The following is a 15,070-nucleotide window of genomic DNA, read 5'->3' as shown; positions in this document are numbered from 1 at the left end:
GGCAGACACCATAGTGCGCTGCCCGCCGGTCATTGTCGAGCCGCCGTGGCGTCTAGCGGCGGCCGCAGACGTAAGCGGCCGAACGCGCCGCCAGCGTCCCGGGGCGGATGCGCATCCAATGCGCGCCGGCTGCGGTATCGGTATCGAGCGTGGCGCCGTCGGGACCGCGCACCACGTAGTCGACCAGGCGAATGCGCTGGCGGTGGCAGTCGATCTCCTGGCGCGAGAGGATCACCGTGCCGGGCCGGTAGTGCGCCCCATGGGCGCGGCGTTCGCTGCGCCTGAGCACGGTGCGGGCCAGAAAGGTCTTGTGACCGGCACGGTTCGAGCGCAGCGACGTGCGATCGATGGAAGCCACGACGGACGTCGTCGTCAGATATTGGTGCCAGCGCGCAGCCTGGGCAGGCACTGCCAGGCCGAGGGCGCCCACGCCGACACTGCATATCCAGATCCACCGCCACATCATGCGTTTCACGACCGTCTGTCCTGCCATATCAAGAAACCAAGAAGCGGCACTGCTGCCGCAGGCACCTATTGTAACAATTGGCCCGCAAGACTCGCGCCTGCGCCCTCAGGTAGCATGCCGCCAACCCGATCGCCCCGACTACCCCATCCGCCATGCCCACCGTTGCCCTGCCTGCCCTCGTTGCCCACGCCGCCGCGGCCTTGCTCATCGCAAGCGTGCCCGTCGCGGCGTGGTTCTGGCTACGGCGGCGCTTTGGCCTGGCGTGGCGCGACATCGGCGTGGGCGCGGCGGTGTTTGTCGTGTTTGCGCTGGTGCTGGAACGCACGCTGCACCTGTATCTGCTGCAACTCAATCCAACGACGGCGCATTGGCTGCGCATGCCTGCGCTGTTCGTCATCTACGGCGCGCTGATGGCCGGTGTGTTCGAGCAAAGCGGGCGCTGGATCGGCCTGCGCTTTCTCGTGCGCAAGCCCGGGGATGCCGCCACACCGGTGGCGTATGCGCTCGGGCACGCCGGCATCGAGGCTTGGCTGGTCGGTGCGGCATCGCAGGCGCAGATGGTGATGTTCGGCCTTGCCGCCAACCGCGGCGAGCTCGAATCGCGTCTGGCGGCCAGCGGCGCCTTCGCCATGGTGGGGACGATTCACGCCATGCTCGCGCAGCTCTCGCCGTGGCTGGCCCTCGGTGCGGTGAGCGAGCGTGTTGCGGCGATGTTGATCCAGTTCACGCTCACGCTGGTGGTGTGGCACGCGGTGCGGCAGCGGCGTTTTGTGATTGTCGTGCTGGCGGTGTTGCTGCATGCGCTGGCAGACTTGCCGGCTGCGCTGTACCAGGTGCATGTGCTGCCGCTGGCGGTAACTGAAGCGATCTACGCCGTGGCGGCCGTGCTGCTGGCAGCAACGTGCTGGCCGCCGCAGGGTGGTCGCAAGATCGGCGAATCCTCGCTGCGCTAACTGCTGCGGAAGCGCTCCGGCTCGATCCCGTGCCGGTTGAGCTTGTCGTACAGCGTCTTGCGCGGCACGGCGAGCAGGTCCGCCGCGCGCGCGACGTTGCCCTCCGTGGCGCGCAGTGCTTCCTCGATGGTGGCGCGTTCGACTGCCATCATCCGCCCGGCCAGGGAATGCTGGCTCGCTTCGGACGCCACCAGGCCATCGTCCAATCCGAGGCAGAAGCGCTCAGCCACGTTCTTCAGTTCGCGCACGTTGCCGGGCCAGTCGTGGTGCTGCCAGCGCATCATGTCCTGCGCCGACCAGTCGGGCGCGGGGCGCTCGTAACGCACTGCGGCCTGTTGCAGAAGGTGCGCCATCAGCAGCGGAATGTCTTCTGCACGCTGACGTAGCGCAGGCAGCGCAATCGATACGACATTCAAGCGGTAGTACAGGTCCGCACGGAACTGGCCGTGATCGGATGCGTCTTTCAAGTCGACCTTGGCGGCGGCCACCACGCGGCAATTGACCGGCACGCTCGCGTTGCTGCCCAGCCGTTCGATGCTGCGTTCCTGCAGCGCGCGCAGCAGCTTGGCCTGCAGCGACAGCGGCATCGATTCGATTTCATCGAGGAACAGCGTGCCGCCATCTGCGTATTCCATCTTGCCGATGCGGCGGCGGTTGGCGCCCGTGAAGGCGCCGGCTTCGTGGCCGAACATCTCGCTCTCGAACACGGATTCGGGCAACGCCGCGCAGTTGAGCGCAACGAACGGGCCGCGACGTCGGCTGCTTTCGTGAATGGCACGCGCGAGCACTTCCTTGCCCGAGCCGGTCTCGCCCGTGACGAGGATGTCGGCATCGGTCGGCGCCAGCGCGGTGACGAGCCGGCGCACGTTCTGCATGACGGCGCTCTGGCCGATCAACGGGTACGCCTGCCGGCCCTGCAGCGCTTCACGCAACCGCAGGTTTTCGGACGTGAGCCTGCGCTTTTCCAACGCGCGCCGCACCACGTCTATCAGGCGTTCGGAGTGGAACGGCTTCTCCATGAAATCGTAGGCGCCGGCGCGCATGGCAGCCACGGCCATCGTCACATCGCCATGACCGGTGATGAGGATGACGGGCAACTGCCGGTCGTGCTGCAGCATCTCGCGCAGTACGGCCAGGCCGTCGCGGCCGGGCAGGCGCACGTCGGTGACAACCACGGCCGGTGGTTGCGTGGCGAGTGCGGCCAGCGCGCTTTCCGCATCGGCAAAGGACTGCACCGGCACATCGGCCAGCGAGAGTGCCTGCTCGCAGCCCAGGCGCACGACGTCATCGTCTTCGATCAGGAAGACGGGTGCATGGTCGATGGGGGAAAGGTCCGGCGTACCGTGTTCAGTCATGTGGGTTTCACAACGCGTTCAAGCTCGATGATGAATTCTGCGCCACCTGCATCGTCACCCGCATTGCGACCTTCGAGCCGGCCGCCAAAATCTTCGATGATCGCCAGCGAAATCGCGAGGCCCAGCCCCAGGCCTTGACCATCGTCCTTGGTGGTGAAGAACGGCTCAAACAGGCGCGGCAGCACATCGGCCGGAATGCCCGGGCCGAAGTCGCGCACGGTGATGCGTACCCATTTCTCGATGGGTTCGACGCTCACGCGCACGGTCGACGATTCGGCTGCGGGGGCTTCGGCGGTGGCGTCGATGGCGTTGCGGATGAGGTTGACGAGCACCTGCTCGAGCCGCACGGCATTGGCCCACACCGCCAAATCTGCCGGCACCGGGTCGGCGATCACTGTCACGCCGGCCTGGCGTCGACGCGTCTCAACCAGCATCAGCGCCTGGCGGATGGCTTCGTCCACCGACACGGCTGCACGTGCCGCATCGCCCTTGCGCGAGAACGCCTTGATGTGCGAAACGATGCGCCCCATGCGCTCGGCAAGCTGGCTGATGTGCGTGAGATTGCCGCGCACTTCGTCGATGCGTCCGCGCTCGGCAAGCTGGTTCGCGTTGTCGGACAACGTGGTGAGCGCGGTGAGCGGCTGGTTGAGTTCGTGCGTGATGCCGGCGGCCATCTGGCCGAGTACGGCGAGCTTGCCGGCCTGCACGGCGGCATCGCGCGTTTCGCGCAGGATGCGTTGCGCGGCGTCAAGCGCCTCGACCTTGCCGGCGAGTGCGGTGTTGGCGGACGTCAACTCGGCAGTGCGCTGGGCGATGCGCGCTTCCAGATCGCGCTGGACTTCGCGCAGCGCGGCGCGCGCGCGGTGCTGCTCTTCGCGCCGGCGCTGACGCAAACGCAAAGCGACGAGCACGGCAAAGATGAGCGCCATCGCAAACGCGGCGCTCGCCCCGGCTACGAGCGCAGTGCGCTGCTCGTCGCGCGGGTCGATCAACACGGCGACCTGCCAGCCGAGCAGGCCCACCGGGCGGTACTGCACACGCAGTGTCGATACCGATTTTCCGGGCAATGCCACGCGCACGGTCTGCGGGGGATGGTCCGCAGAAAAGGGTACGCTCGCGGCTCGCCCATCGTTCATGCCGAGCGGGGTGAGGATGTGCGGTGCGTACTGGCGCGTCGCGTCAAGTGCGGCGCGCTGGTCCGCGTTCAAGGTGCCGAGCGTGCGGTATTTCCACTCGGGTACCGACGACAGGAAGATCACGCCGTGCCGATCCACGAGCAGCACCGTATCGCCGCTGCGCGACAAGGTGGCCTCGAACGCATCGAGGTTGACCTTCACGACCACCACGCCGATCGGCTTGTTGTCTTCGCGCACGGGCGCGGCGACGAAATAGCCCGTCTCGCCCGTGGTGTTGCCGACGCCGTAGAAGCGACCGAGCCCTTCGCGCATGGCTTCGACAAAGTACGGGCGGAATGCGTAGTTCTGGCCGACGAACGAGGTCGGCAGGTCCCAGTTGCTGGCCGCGATTGTGAGGCCGGTCGTATTGATCAGATGGGCCGCAGCCAGATCGGTGGCGGCCTGTACTTCTTTCAGATACGCGTTGGCCGCGCGGCGCGTGACAGCATCGCCAGCGTGGGGATTCTCCTGCAGGGCAACGTGCAGGACGTGCTCCAACGCCGCCAGCCTCGGCAAAGATTCATAACGGGCCAGCGTGCTGCGCAGGTTCTGCGCGTGGAAGGTGGTGCGCTGGCCGGCCTCTTCGGCCCGCGTGGCAACGTAGCGCTGCAGGGCGACGGCGTAAGCGCCCCATCCCGCTGCTGCGCAGCATGCCGCCATGGCCAGCGCGACAGCCACGCGCCAGCCGCGCCCGCGTGCGGGTGGGGCAAGGTCGGGGTGGCCGTCGGTTGGCGACATGGGTCAATGTTCGATGCGGGAATGCTCGCGAGTATCGCGCATGAACACGTACACCAACAGCGACAGGAAGATGGTGCCCGTCACGTACCAATAGAACAGCGACTCGTGACCTGCCTGCTTAAGCCACAGCGCGATGTACTCCGCCGTGCCGCCAAAGATGGACACCGTCAATGCATACGGCAGGCCCACGCCCAGCGCCCGCACTTCCGCAGGGAACAGCTCGGCCTTCACCACCGCGTTGATCGACGTGTAGCCCGAGACGATCACCAGCGCGGCCATGATCAGGAAGAAGGCCGCCCACACATTGGTGGTCTGGCTGATGCCGGTCATGATCGGCACGGTAAACAGCGTACCGAGCACGCCGAACGCGATCAGGATCGGGCGGCGGCCAATGCGGTCGGACAACCCGCCCACGATCGGTTGCAGCATCGCAAACAGCAGCAGCGTGGCGCCCGACACCAGCGTCGCCGTGTCCTTCGACAGCCCGACCGTGTTGGCCAGGAACTTCTGCATGTAGATCGAGTACGTGTAGAACGCCACCGTACCGCCCATCGTCAGGCCCACGACCGTCGCAACGGCGCGCGGATGCTTGGCCAACTCCGACAGCGTGCCGCGCTTCTTGTTTGCCTTCGCGGCGGTAAAGGACTGCGTTTCCTCCATGTGCGAGCGCATGGCCATTGCCACCAGCGCACACAGCGCGCCGACAAAGAATGGAATGCGCCAGCCCCACGCCTCGAGCTGCGCCGGCGACAGCACGAACTGCTGCAGCACGATCAGCAGGGCCAGCGCCGTCAGTTGGCCGGCGATGAGCGTGACGTACTGGAAGCTCGAGTAGAAGCCACGGTTTTCCTTGTTGGCGACTTCGCTCAGGTACGTGGCCGACGTGCCGTATTCCCCGCCAACCGACAGCCCCTGCAGGAGCCGCGCCAGCACGAGCAGTACCGGCGCCGCAACGCCGATCGTCGCGTAGCTCGGCGTGAGCGCGATGATGAGCGAGCCCGCGCACATGAGCACCACCGAGAAGAACAGCGCGCGCTTGCGGCCGTAGCGATCGGCGTAGATGCCCATCAGCCAGCCGCCCACCGGACGCGCCAGGAAGCCCACTGCAAAGACCGCTGCCGTATTGAGCAACTGGGCAGTCTGGTCACCCTTGGGGAAGAACGACTTGGCAAAGTACAGCGCAAACGCCGAGTAGACATACCAGTCGTACCACTCGACCAGATTGCCAATTGAACCGGAGAAGATGGAACGCAGACGACGGCGAACATCTGCGGGGGTGTCTTTGATGGGGGCGTACGTGGGCGACAACTCGCCCGCGACCGCGCCAGCCTGGGGCTGCGTCATGGTGTCTCCTTGGAGCGTTGGCGGCGGCCTTTGCTGGTGACATGTCGGCACACCCAGCTGCGTGTGCGACGTCCGAGCGGTCCGCCGGTTTATGGGTGGTCGCTCTTACTCAAGAAGCATTCCATGCGAAAAGCAGACGCGCCGATCCGTCGCAAACGCCCATGGCACGAGGCTTTGCGGGAAATCGGCGGAACGGTGGACGACAGGAGAAGTGTGCGGTTTCTCAGAATCGGCCGGGCGGCCTGTGCGGGATTCCGCACGACCGGCTCTGAGAAAGAGAGAGGCGAAGCTCAGGCGGCCACGCTCAGCGGAATGGCGCCGCGGACCAACGATTCCACTTCGGCAGACAAATCTTCACGCGTGTGCGACAGGCCAAGGCGGTCATGCAGATACGCTTCGAAGTCTGCACGCACTTCCGGATGGCGCAGCGCGAACTCGACGGTCGCCTGCAGGTAACCGAACTTGCTGCCGCAATCGAAGCGCTGACCACGGTAGCGATAAGCCAGGATCTGCTCTTCGGCCAGCAGGCTCTGGATGGCGTCCGTTAATTGCAGCTCGCCGCCGGCGCCCGGCTTCAGATTGCGCAGATGATCGAAGATGCGCGGCGTCAGGATGTAGCGGCCGACCACGCCCAGGTTGGACGGTGCGTCCTTCGGCGCCGGTTTCTCGACGATGCCGTCGAGCTTGACGAGGCGGTCGTCCCATTCACGGCCCGCCACCACGCCATACGAACGCGAGGCTTCCGGCGCAATCGTTTCGACACCCACGATGGAGCAACGGTAGTGATCGTAAAGCTCCGTCATCTGCTGCATGACAGGCGGCTGGCTGTCCAGCAAGTCGTCGGCCAGGATCACGGCGAACGGTTCGTCGCGTACCAGTTTCTGCACGCACAGCACCGCATGGCCCAGACCGAGCGTCTCGGGCTGGCGCACATAGAAGCACTCGACGCCGGCCGGCTTGATGGACTGCACCATCTCAAGCAGCGCCTGCTTGTTCTTGGCGGCCAGTTCAGTTTCGAGTTCGTACGCCTTGTCGAAATGATCCTCAATAGCCCGCTTAGCGCGGCCCGTGATGAAGATCATTTCCGTGATACCCGCAGCAGCAGCCTCTTCCACCGCATATTGGATCAGCGGCTTATCGACAATCGGCAGCATCTCTTTCGGGCTGGCCTTGGTGGCGGGGAGAAAGCGCGTACCGAGCCCCGCCACGGGGAACACGGCCTTGGTGATCTTCTCGTTCATGACAACTCCATTGGTGAGACGTAGTGTCATGAGCAAGTCATATGCCAGCGGAAGCTCCCGGGTCCATCTTTTGGTGGAGCACGATCTGACGTGCCCCGCGCAACGTGGCGGGCACTGCGGTGCCGCCTTTCCTACAACAGGTTGCAACGCGGTCGCACCAACTTTCAGCGCCGAAAGTTGAAAAAGCGTACCCAATTCTGCGTACCGGTTTATGCCAACTTGCGACCGGACAGACCAGTAAGCGCCCGCTAACAGTGCGTCAAGAAATCAGGAAGATGGCTTGACCCAGCCGCGCGAGACCGGCGCGGTGCGCTCGGGCGTGCGCCGGTAGGCGTCGATCTGGGCGTTCAAATGCGCGACTTCGGCTTCGAGGGTGCGGATACGCTGGCGCAGTTGATCGGCTTCGTTTTGCGTTTGCTGGCGTACCGCGTCGTTCTGCAAGCGCAGAAAGCGCTCCGTCCCCGCCAGCGCGCTGGCCGCCCCCTCCAAGCGGGTCACGGTTTCAATGGTCTGCTCTAGGCGCTCTAGCGTTGCGTCGGTCAACTTGGGGGGCACGGCGGGCGCCGTGGCAAGCGCCTCGCCGAGACGACGCTCCAAGTCGGCCATGGCGGCCTGCAATTGCCGATTGCGGGCGGCTTCGTGTTCCAGCGCGCGCTCCGCCACCTCTGCACGAATGCGCGCTTCCATCCATTCGGCACCTGCACCTGGCGCGCCAATAGCGCGTGAGGCGATACGGTTTTGCTCCTCCCGCGCTGAAAGCGTACCCGTTTCTGCGTGCGCCAATGGGAGCGGCCACGGCTCTACCGCGTCCGCTGCGGCACCGGCTGCAGCCGGCCCGCGCCCCTGCGCTCGATCGACCGCTTTCTGCAGCGTCGTATTGCTCGGACGTCGGCGTACTCCAGCCTCCCCCAACCACTGCACGTAGCGTCGAACGCCATAAACACGACGCGTCACAGCCTGGACGGCTTCGATGACTTCATCCAAGAACACTGCGTTGTCGTGCGGGAAGGCGATATCCAGCCTCCGGATCGCTTCAACAATCCGCTGCTGCTGCTCTGCCGAGAAATGGAGTCCGGGTCGGGCCATAAGGTCTATCGAGTGCTTTTTAAGTGTACATGAAAGGTTAAAAACCTCAAGAATTCCAGTGTGATGGACATTATTTTTATATCGCCGCTTTTTCCTTGCAGCTAGATTCTGCAGCGCTAAAACGCCTGTGACTTGCCGGATCGGCCCTTCCAGCACCGGCTATAGGCCAAGTCGGGCCTTCCTGGAGAGGTGGGGATTGCACGCTTGAGGTGACGCAGAAACGGGTACGCTCACGCCAAGTGTCGACGTCCAACACACAGAAATCGGACGAGAAAAAAAGCGCCCTCGCGGGCGCTTATATCGAATGTGCGGCAGCACTACAGCAGCGCGACGTCCAAGCCAAACCGGCTTTTAAGCGCCTCGACCAGCGATTCCCGCGCGCCACGATCGACGAGCTTGACATCCAGCATGACGCGGCCGGAGTCCCATTCCTTGATTGTGCCGAGAAGATCACCTTCTGCACTTCTGATCTTGTATTGGCGGCTCACTTCTTTAACCTTCCGGGTGCGTCCTTCCTGAGCCACCTTACGGATCTGCTCCACATCACGGCTCGAGAGCCCTTCTTCCAACACACGGTGTACCAGCTCACGCGTGCGATCTTCGCCCGCGGTCTTGAAGTACAGGGTCAACTCGTAACCGGTTGCGATACCAATTCCGGCCGGCCGCTCCTTCATCACTTCGAGAACGGACTCCGGCAGCTTCAACAAGGCCAGCGTCTTGTTGACCGTTCCCGCCGATACTCCGGTAATTTCACAAATATCTTCTTCTTTCTTAACTTTTCCTTCGTCCAATAGCTGACGCCAGGCGATCGCGTTGTCCAGTACGGACTGGCCGGAACGCTGCTCGTTCAGAACGAAGGACAGGCGGTAGAAATCGATGTCCGACAGGCCGTCTTCAACGAAGCAGTCCATCTCCGGCTTGCCGGCAGCAGCCAACGCCCGCTTACGATAGTGGCCATCAATTAAGACATACCAGCCGGGTCGTGCTGGATCTGGAGCTGCTAAACCGGGAGTCTGCTGACCATGCGTAGCGATCGATGCAGCCCGTTCCTGGACGATCTGCGGATCGTATATTCGGCGAGCGTTGAGCGGATTTTCCTGCAGCCGTTCAAGCGGAACCTTGATGACCCGGCGCTCGGAAGCGTTCGTAGCGGCGGCACTTTCAGCGCTGAAAGCGGGGGTCGGGACGGGTTGACCCAGAAGGCCGCGAGGGTGAGACGTAATCGCTTTTTCCGCCAAAGCAAAGCGATCAACCGGTGTCGCCTTGGTTTTCTCCGCGGCAATGCCGGCCAGCATGCCATCTTTGAGCGATTTCAACTTCGCGCTCATACACGTTCCTCCTGCAACAACTGCAATACCTCGTCGATCAAGAGGTCGACTTCGCTCATCGCTTCCCGGGCGCCTGGCACACCGTGCACCGTTGCGCCGATCGCCTGGCACTCACGAAATGCTGAGCGCGAGCCGATCATGGAATCCATCAAAGGAATATCACCATCATCACCGAGGATTTCAATTGCTTGTTTTGCAAGCGACACCCGCCGCTGGACCATGTTCGCCAGCACGCGAATACGGAGCGTCTCATTGGTGACTTGAGCCTGCTGCGCAAGCGCTTTGGCCGCCACCGCAGCCCACAGGTCCGGAGGCGAAGGCACAACAGGGATGAGTGCGACGTCCGAAATCAGCAGCGCGCTTGACGACGACGGTGAGTGGACCGCCGGAGGGCAATCGACCACGATGTAGTCGTAGTCCGCGACAAACTTGCGGACCTCCCGGTGCATGGCGCCACCGGAAGGCGCCAAACCAATCACCGAAGCCGGGAAGGGCTTGTCTTCGGGCGCTTGAGCGGCCCACCGCGTGGCCGTTCCTTGCTCGTCCATATCGACCAGCAGCGTCTTACTCCCCCGCAAACCAAGGGTTCCGGCGATGTGCATGCTGACCGTGGTCTTGCCACAGCCACCTTTCTGATTGAATACCGTTACGATCTTGGCGCTCACTGGCCCTCCACTTTCAGCGCTGAAAGTCAGCAGCGCTCATCTTAGGGAAGGCAGCACGAAAACACAAGTTCGATAAAATTCAATTCATACAAATTTCACTGGCATGGTGAGACTGCTGACGACGGAAAGGCGGTTTTCAACTCACCTAAATTGAGATGTAAATGCGGCCTTTAGCGCATAACTTTACGTGTTCAACCCCGCATTTACGGGCTCCCTAGGTGTTTACCAGTGAGATGCATAAAAGCGACATTTCGGAAAAATGCCGCCCATCGACACTCTGCTCCAAACTGGTTATGATGCTTAGACAGTCGTCTGAAGACTTTGTCTACGCAAGATTCGGAATCAGCCGGTTCTTCGTGCGATGTCCGGATCGGCTGGACGACGTGTTTTTTGTTATTTAAAGGAATTTTTGCATGGCCACGGGTACTGTCAAATGGTTTAACGAAACCAAAGGCTTCGGCTTCATCACTCCGGACGGCGGCGGCGCAGATCTGTTCGCGCACTTCTCCGAAATTCAGGGTTCGGGCTTCAAGACCCTGAAGGACGGCCAGAAGGTCACCTTCGAGGTGAAGCAAGGCCCGAAGGGTCTGCAAGCCTCGGCGATCAAGCCGGAATAAGTTTCAGGCTGATCGCCTGAGATGAAAGAAAGGGGAGCTTCTGCTCCCCTTTCTTTTTGCCCGACGCCCTGTTCAGCTTCAGGCCAATTTGCGCACACTGGTTCGCGAAGGCTGCAGAATCAGCGCCTTGGAAGAGTCTGCATCCACCTTGGCGTCAGGATAGACAACCAGCACGTCCTTCAGCGCCTTTCGGAACAGCGCACGGAATTTCCGCTCGCTTTCGGTCTCGGTACCGAATTGCATCTGCAGTGCTTCCCAAGGAATCTCCGTACGCTTCTGGATCGTAAAGAAGCGGTACGTGAGCCACGAATACACGTCCAGCGCAAATGGCGATTGCTTGAGCGCCTTCAATGCACGCATATCGACTGGCACAGGCCGATTCACGAGCTCATTGAAGAACGGTTCGGACAGCACCACGAAGCTCTCGAACATCGAGCCTTGCCCTGGCTGCATGGGATCCCACCAGGTCGACAATTGGTCGGCCAGCAGGTAGCCGATACGATCGATCGATAGCGGCTCCTGGTTCTGGTTCTGGCTGCTGGGTGCCGACTTGTTCTGCACGATGGCAATTGTCGCCGAGAACAGGCGAATCATCTGCTGGCGCACCAACGTCATCGTGCCCCGCTTGCCGCCGGTCGCCATCGGAATGCCCAAGTTGTACATGAACTCGGACAGCGAGTTGCCAAGCGAGATACGCCGGTCTTCCACCGTACCCTGGAACTCGCCCCGTTTCTTCTTGGCCATGATCTCCTTGCCGATCCAGGCGAGCATCAGACGCGGATACGAGCCATAGGGATAGCCGAAGGAGACCGTCTCGGAGACGATGCGCTGCCGCCCATTGCTTGCCCGCTCGGAACGCTGCTGCGTGAAGTAGCCCGGCTGGATCATCAACGAGATATTGCCGCTGGAGCGCGTCCAGACCGGCGGCGCACCTTTGGGCGCGCGATAGGGGAGGGTGACCTGCACGCTGGCACGGCTGAGAAAGCCGACCTCGCCGCTTTGCCAGGCGTCTTCGCGCTCCATCGCCTGCGCTTCGTCGAACAGGCGCTGAAACTTCTCCGGCGCGGCAATGACTTGCCCTCCCGAAGGGACGATGATGCGGCCGGGCGAATCGTCGTCCGGTTTCCCATTGGGTGTGAGGCGTTTGGTGACCATGGTGGGCAAGAATTGTTCAGAGCCTTTGTACTAAAACGCCTTCGCCTTGTCACGCAGATTTGGGTACGTTTTCTGAATTTTGCTCGTTGTCGCGGGAAGGGCATCGGTGGGCAACCGTCAAGGTTGTCCACGGAAGACCTTTCCCTACTACCAGCCATATATACCTTCTACGTTTACTACAGGTAAACCGTATACGCGTCCCGCAAAGCCATGCCAGCACTAGGTGTAGTGGCGTAAACCGAACCAGATTCTGCGTACCTGCGAACCAGATTCTGCGCGCTGGCGTACCCGCTTCTGCGCGAAACCGTACCCGCTTCTGCGCATTGGGCGTACCGGAATCTGCGGGGACAACATCATGTTGTCCACAGTGTTATCCACAGAAAACGGAGGGAGGGCGGGGTGATTCAGTGTGTTTCTGCAGGCGCGTACCCGTTTCTGCGGCGGATTTGGCGATTTCTGGGGTGGGCGCAGCCTGACCATCTCCGAAACGTACCTGTTTCTGCGTGAGTAAGGTCAATTTCGGCGCGTCGTTGCGTACCCAAATCTGCGGGGTGAGCCCATCTCCGTGATTTTTGCGTCACCGCAATTACGAGGTTGCTGCAAAAGCGAGTGCACGCTTACGGATTGTAAGCCTCCAGGCCGTGCGTACCAGTTTCTGCGTGGCGATTCGAAAGCCGCGGGCTGCTGCACAGCGACAGGCCTTCCCCCTCGACGGCGGAATTGTGAACTTTCATCGCTGAAAGCCGCACCGGAGGATGCGGCTTGCCAATGTCTTGGTGCCCCGCGATCGGATCACCGTACCTGTTTCTGCGGGTAAAAAGCCTTATTAGCCAAAGGCTTGGCGGCGAGGCTTGCAGATTAGCCGTACCCGTTTCTGCGAAAGGCCACGCAGAAACAGGTACGGCCAATCCCGGCTTGCTCTCGCAGAAACGGGTTCGCATTGATTCAGGCCCTGTGGAGTGAGCACCCGCAGAAACGGGTACGGCACGTCATTCAGCGGCTCGCAGAAACGGGTACGTCTTTGCTCGTTCTCACGCGCTTCTATTTCTGCAAGGGGACGTACCTGTTTCTGCGGAAACAAGCGCAGAAACAGGTACGGTGATCGCCCAAGATGCCCCGTCGCTTCTGGATTTCGCAGAAACGGGTACGTTTTTTTCCATGAAGTCCGCCCTTGCGCTGCCAAAGCGATGGATCTCGCCGGCTGGATGCACAGGCACCGCGTTTCGGGCATCATGCGCATCCCGCGCGCCGGCCCGGCTCTTGGTTGGCCGTCGCGTTTTCATCATTCGATACGCATGAACAGTATTTCGACCGCGCCGCCGTGGGGTGCCGGAATCTTGCTAAGAGTAGCCTCGCCCCATGGTGGGCGTGCATCGGGGGAGCCAAGCGCTGGACGGCGTCGGCCGGCGATGACACTTCACAACAAGAGGAGACAACCTGAATGACCTGGATTGCGCGCACCTTCAAGCTCGAGGAACACCAGACCAACGTCCGCACGGAAGTGCTTGCGGGGCTGACAACGTTCCTCACGATGGCGTACATCATCTTCGTCAACCCGAACATCCTGGCCGACGCGGGCATGCCGCACGACGCGGTGTTTGTCGCCACCTGCATTGCCGCGGCGATCGGCACCATCATCATGGGGATATACGCGAACTACCCCATCGCGATGGCGCCGGGCATGGGCTTGAACGCCTACTTTGCGTACGCGGTGGTCAAGGGCATGGGCTTTACGTGGCAGGCGGCGCTGGGCGCGGTGTTCATTTCCGGCTGCCTGTTCCTGCTGGTGAGCGTGTTCCGCATTCGCGAGATGATCGTCAACGGCATTCCGCATTCGATTCGCGTGGCCATCACCGCGGGTATCGGATTGTTCCTGGGCATCGTGTCGCTGCGAGGAGCCGGGCTGATCGTCGGGAATCCGGCGACGCTCGTGACGCTGGGCGATGTGCACCAGCCTTCGGTCATCCTGGCGGTGGTCGGCTTCTTCGTGATCGTCGCCCTGGACCACCTGCGCGTGAAGGGCGCCATCCTGATTGGCATTCTGGCCGTGACGGCAGCGAGCTTCTTCTTTGCGGGCAACACCTTCCACGGCGTGGTGTCGATGCCGCCGTCGCTGGCGCCCACGCTGCTGCAGCTCGACATCATGGGTGCCCTGTCGGTGGGCATCCTGAACGTGGTGCTGGTGTTCTTCCTGGTCGAACTGTTTGACGCGACCGGCACGCTGATGGGCGTGGCCAACCGTGCGGGCCTGCTCAAGCAGGGCAAGATGGACCGCCTGAACAAGGCGCTGCTGGCGGACAGCACGGCCATCATGGCGGGCTCGCTGCTGGGCACCTCGTCGACCACTGCCTATATCGAAAGCGCTTCGGGTGTGCAGGCCGGCGGCCGGACGGGGCTGACTGCGCTGACGGTGGCCGCGCTGTTTCTGCTGTGCCTGTTCTTTTCGCCGCTGGCCGGTGTGGTGCCGGCGTACGCGACGGCGCCCGCGCTGCTGTATGTGTCGTGCCTGATGTTGCGCGAACTGGTCGACCTGAACTGGGAAGACACCACCGAGGCCGTGCCGGCCGTGCTGACGGCACTGATGATGCCGTTCACCTACTCGATCGCCAACGGAGTCGCGTTCGGCTTCATCACGTACTCCGGCCTGAAGCTGTTCACGGGCCGCATGCGAGAGGTACCGGTCATCGTGTGGATCATCTCTGCGGTGTTTCTGTTCCGCTTCTTCTATCTGTCCGGCGGCCACTGAGCACCGGGCCTTCAAGCGATCCAAAACAAACGCGGACTTTCACGTCCGCGTTTTTCTTTCGGGATTTGAACCAGAGCGTACCCGTTTCTGCGTGCGATGTTGCAGGCTCGCGTACCCGTTTCTGCGTGCCGCCGTCGACGATTGAACGACAAAGCGTACCCGATTCTGCGGACGAGGTAAGCGACAACTGTCGCGCAAATC

Annotated in this window: 12 protein-coding genes; 3 read left to right on the top strand and 9 right to left on the bottom strand. The window is 62.3% G+C overall.

Going from position 1 to position 15,070, the window contains the following annotated elements; translation table 11 throughout:
• Window positions 1-52: 52 nt before the first annotated feature.
• Window positions 53-493: a surface-adhesin E family protein gene (locus RP6297_RS18535; protein ID WP_009240217.1), complete on the bottom strand. Its 441-nt coding sequence runs from the start codon at window positions 491-493 to the stop codon at window positions 53-55.
• Window positions 494-618: 125 nt separating this feature from the next.
• Here RP6297_RS18535 and RP6297_RS18530 point away from each other — a divergent pair, with 125 nt between their 5' ends.
• Window positions 619-1,419 carry a YhfC family intramembrane metalloprotease gene (locus tag RP6297_RS18530; RefSeq protein ID WP_009240216.1) on the top strand — a complete coding sequence of 267 codons (801 nt, stop codon included), beginning with the start codon at window positions 619-621 and terminating at the stop codon, window positions 1,417-1,419.
• Here the strand turns inward: RP6297_RS18530 and RP6297_RS18525 are convergent.
• The 7 genes from RP6297_RS18525 to RP6297_RS18495 form a co-directional block, all read right to left on the bottom strand.
• Window positions 1,416-2,774: a sigma-54-dependent transcriptional regulator gene (locus tag RP6297_RS18525; protein WP_009240215.1), complete on the bottom strand. Its 1,359-nt coding sequence runs from the start codon at window positions 2,772-2,774 to the stop codon at window positions 1,416-1,418. The two genes, RP6297_RS18530 and RP6297_RS18525, sit on opposite strands and share 4 nt — an antisense overlap.
• Window positions 2,771-4,687, bottom strand: coding sequence for a sensor histidine kinase (locus RP6297_RS18520; RefSeq protein WP_009240214.1), 1,917 nt, complete (start codon window positions 4,685-4,687; stop codon window positions 2,771-2,773). The genes RP6297_RS18525 and RP6297_RS18520 overlap by 4 nt, the downstream gene beginning before the upstream one ends.
• A 3-nt stretch (window positions 4,688-4,690) precedes the next feature.
• Window positions 4,691-6,031, bottom strand: a complete 1,341-nt coding sequence (locus tag RP6297_RS18515; protein ID WP_009240213.1) for an MFS transporter — start codon at window positions 6,029-6,031, stop codon at window positions 4,691-4,693.
• Window positions 6,032-6,321: 290 nt separating this feature from the next.
• The gene (gene galU, locus RP6297_RS18510; RefSeq protein WP_009240212.1) at window positions 6,322-7,272 is read right to left on the bottom strand and encodes a UTP--glucose-1-phosphate uridylyltransferase GalU; all 951 of its coding nucleotides are present in this window, start codon (window positions 7,270-7,272) and stop codon (window positions 6,322-6,324) included.
• Window positions 7,273-7,539: 267 nt separating this feature from the next.
• On the bottom strand, window positions 7,540-8,358 hold the full coding sequence (locus tag RP6297_RS18505; RefSeq protein ID WP_009277044.1) for a DNA-binding protein: 819 nt from the start codon (window positions 8,356-8,358) through the stop codon (window positions 7,540-7,542).
• Window positions 8,359-8,675: 317 nt separating this feature from the next.
• Entirely contained in the window at window positions 8,676-9,686 is a 1,011-nt protein-coding gene (locus tag RP6297_RS18500; protein WP_009240210.1) for a ParB/RepB/Spo0J family partition protein, read from the bottom strand.
• The gene (locus RP6297_RS18495) at window positions 9,683-10,351 is read right to left on the bottom strand and encodes an AAA family ATPase (RefSeq protein WP_009240209.1); all 669 of its coding nucleotides are present in this window, start codon (window positions 10,349-10,351) and stop codon (window positions 9,683-9,685) included. Before RP6297_RS18495 ends, RP6297_RS18500 begins: the two co-directional genes overlap by 4 nt.
• Before the next feature lie 413 nt (window positions 10,352-10,764).
• Between RP6297_RS18495 and RP6297_RS18490 the strand changes: the two genes are divergently transcribed.
• On the top strand, window positions 10,765-10,968 hold the full coding sequence (locus tag RP6297_RS18490) for a cold-shock protein (protein WP_004632415.1): 204 nt from the start codon (window positions 10,765-10,767) through the stop codon (window positions 10,966-10,968).
• Between the two features lie 78 nt (window positions 10,969-11,046).
• On the opposite strand, the gene RP6297_RS18485 is transcribed toward RP6297_RS18490, so the two are convergent.
• Window positions 11,047-12,123, bottom strand: a complete 1,077-nt coding sequence (locus RP6297_RS18485) for a replication protein RepA (protein ID WP_009240208.1) — start codon at window positions 12,121-12,123, stop codon at window positions 11,047-11,049.
• Window positions 12,124-13,564: 1,441 nt separating this feature from the next.
• On the opposite strand from RP6297_RS18485, the gene RP6297_RS18480 reads away from it, so the two are divergent.
• Window positions 13,565-14,869, top strand: a complete 1,305-nt coding sequence (locus tag RP6297_RS18480) for an NCS2 family permease (protein WP_009240207.1) — start codon at window positions 13,565-13,567, stop codon at window positions 14,867-14,869.
• Window positions 14,870-15,070 lie beyond the last annotated feature (201 nt).

Source organism: Ralstonia pickettii, assembly GCF_016466415.2.
Taxonomy (GTDB): domain Bacteria; phylum Pseudomonadota; class Gammaproteobacteria; order Burkholderiales; family Burkholderiaceae; genus Ralstonia; species Ralstonia pickettii.
The sequence above is the reverse complement of the archived record's forward strand: the minus strand, read 5'-3'. Positions and strand labels throughout refer to the sequence as shown.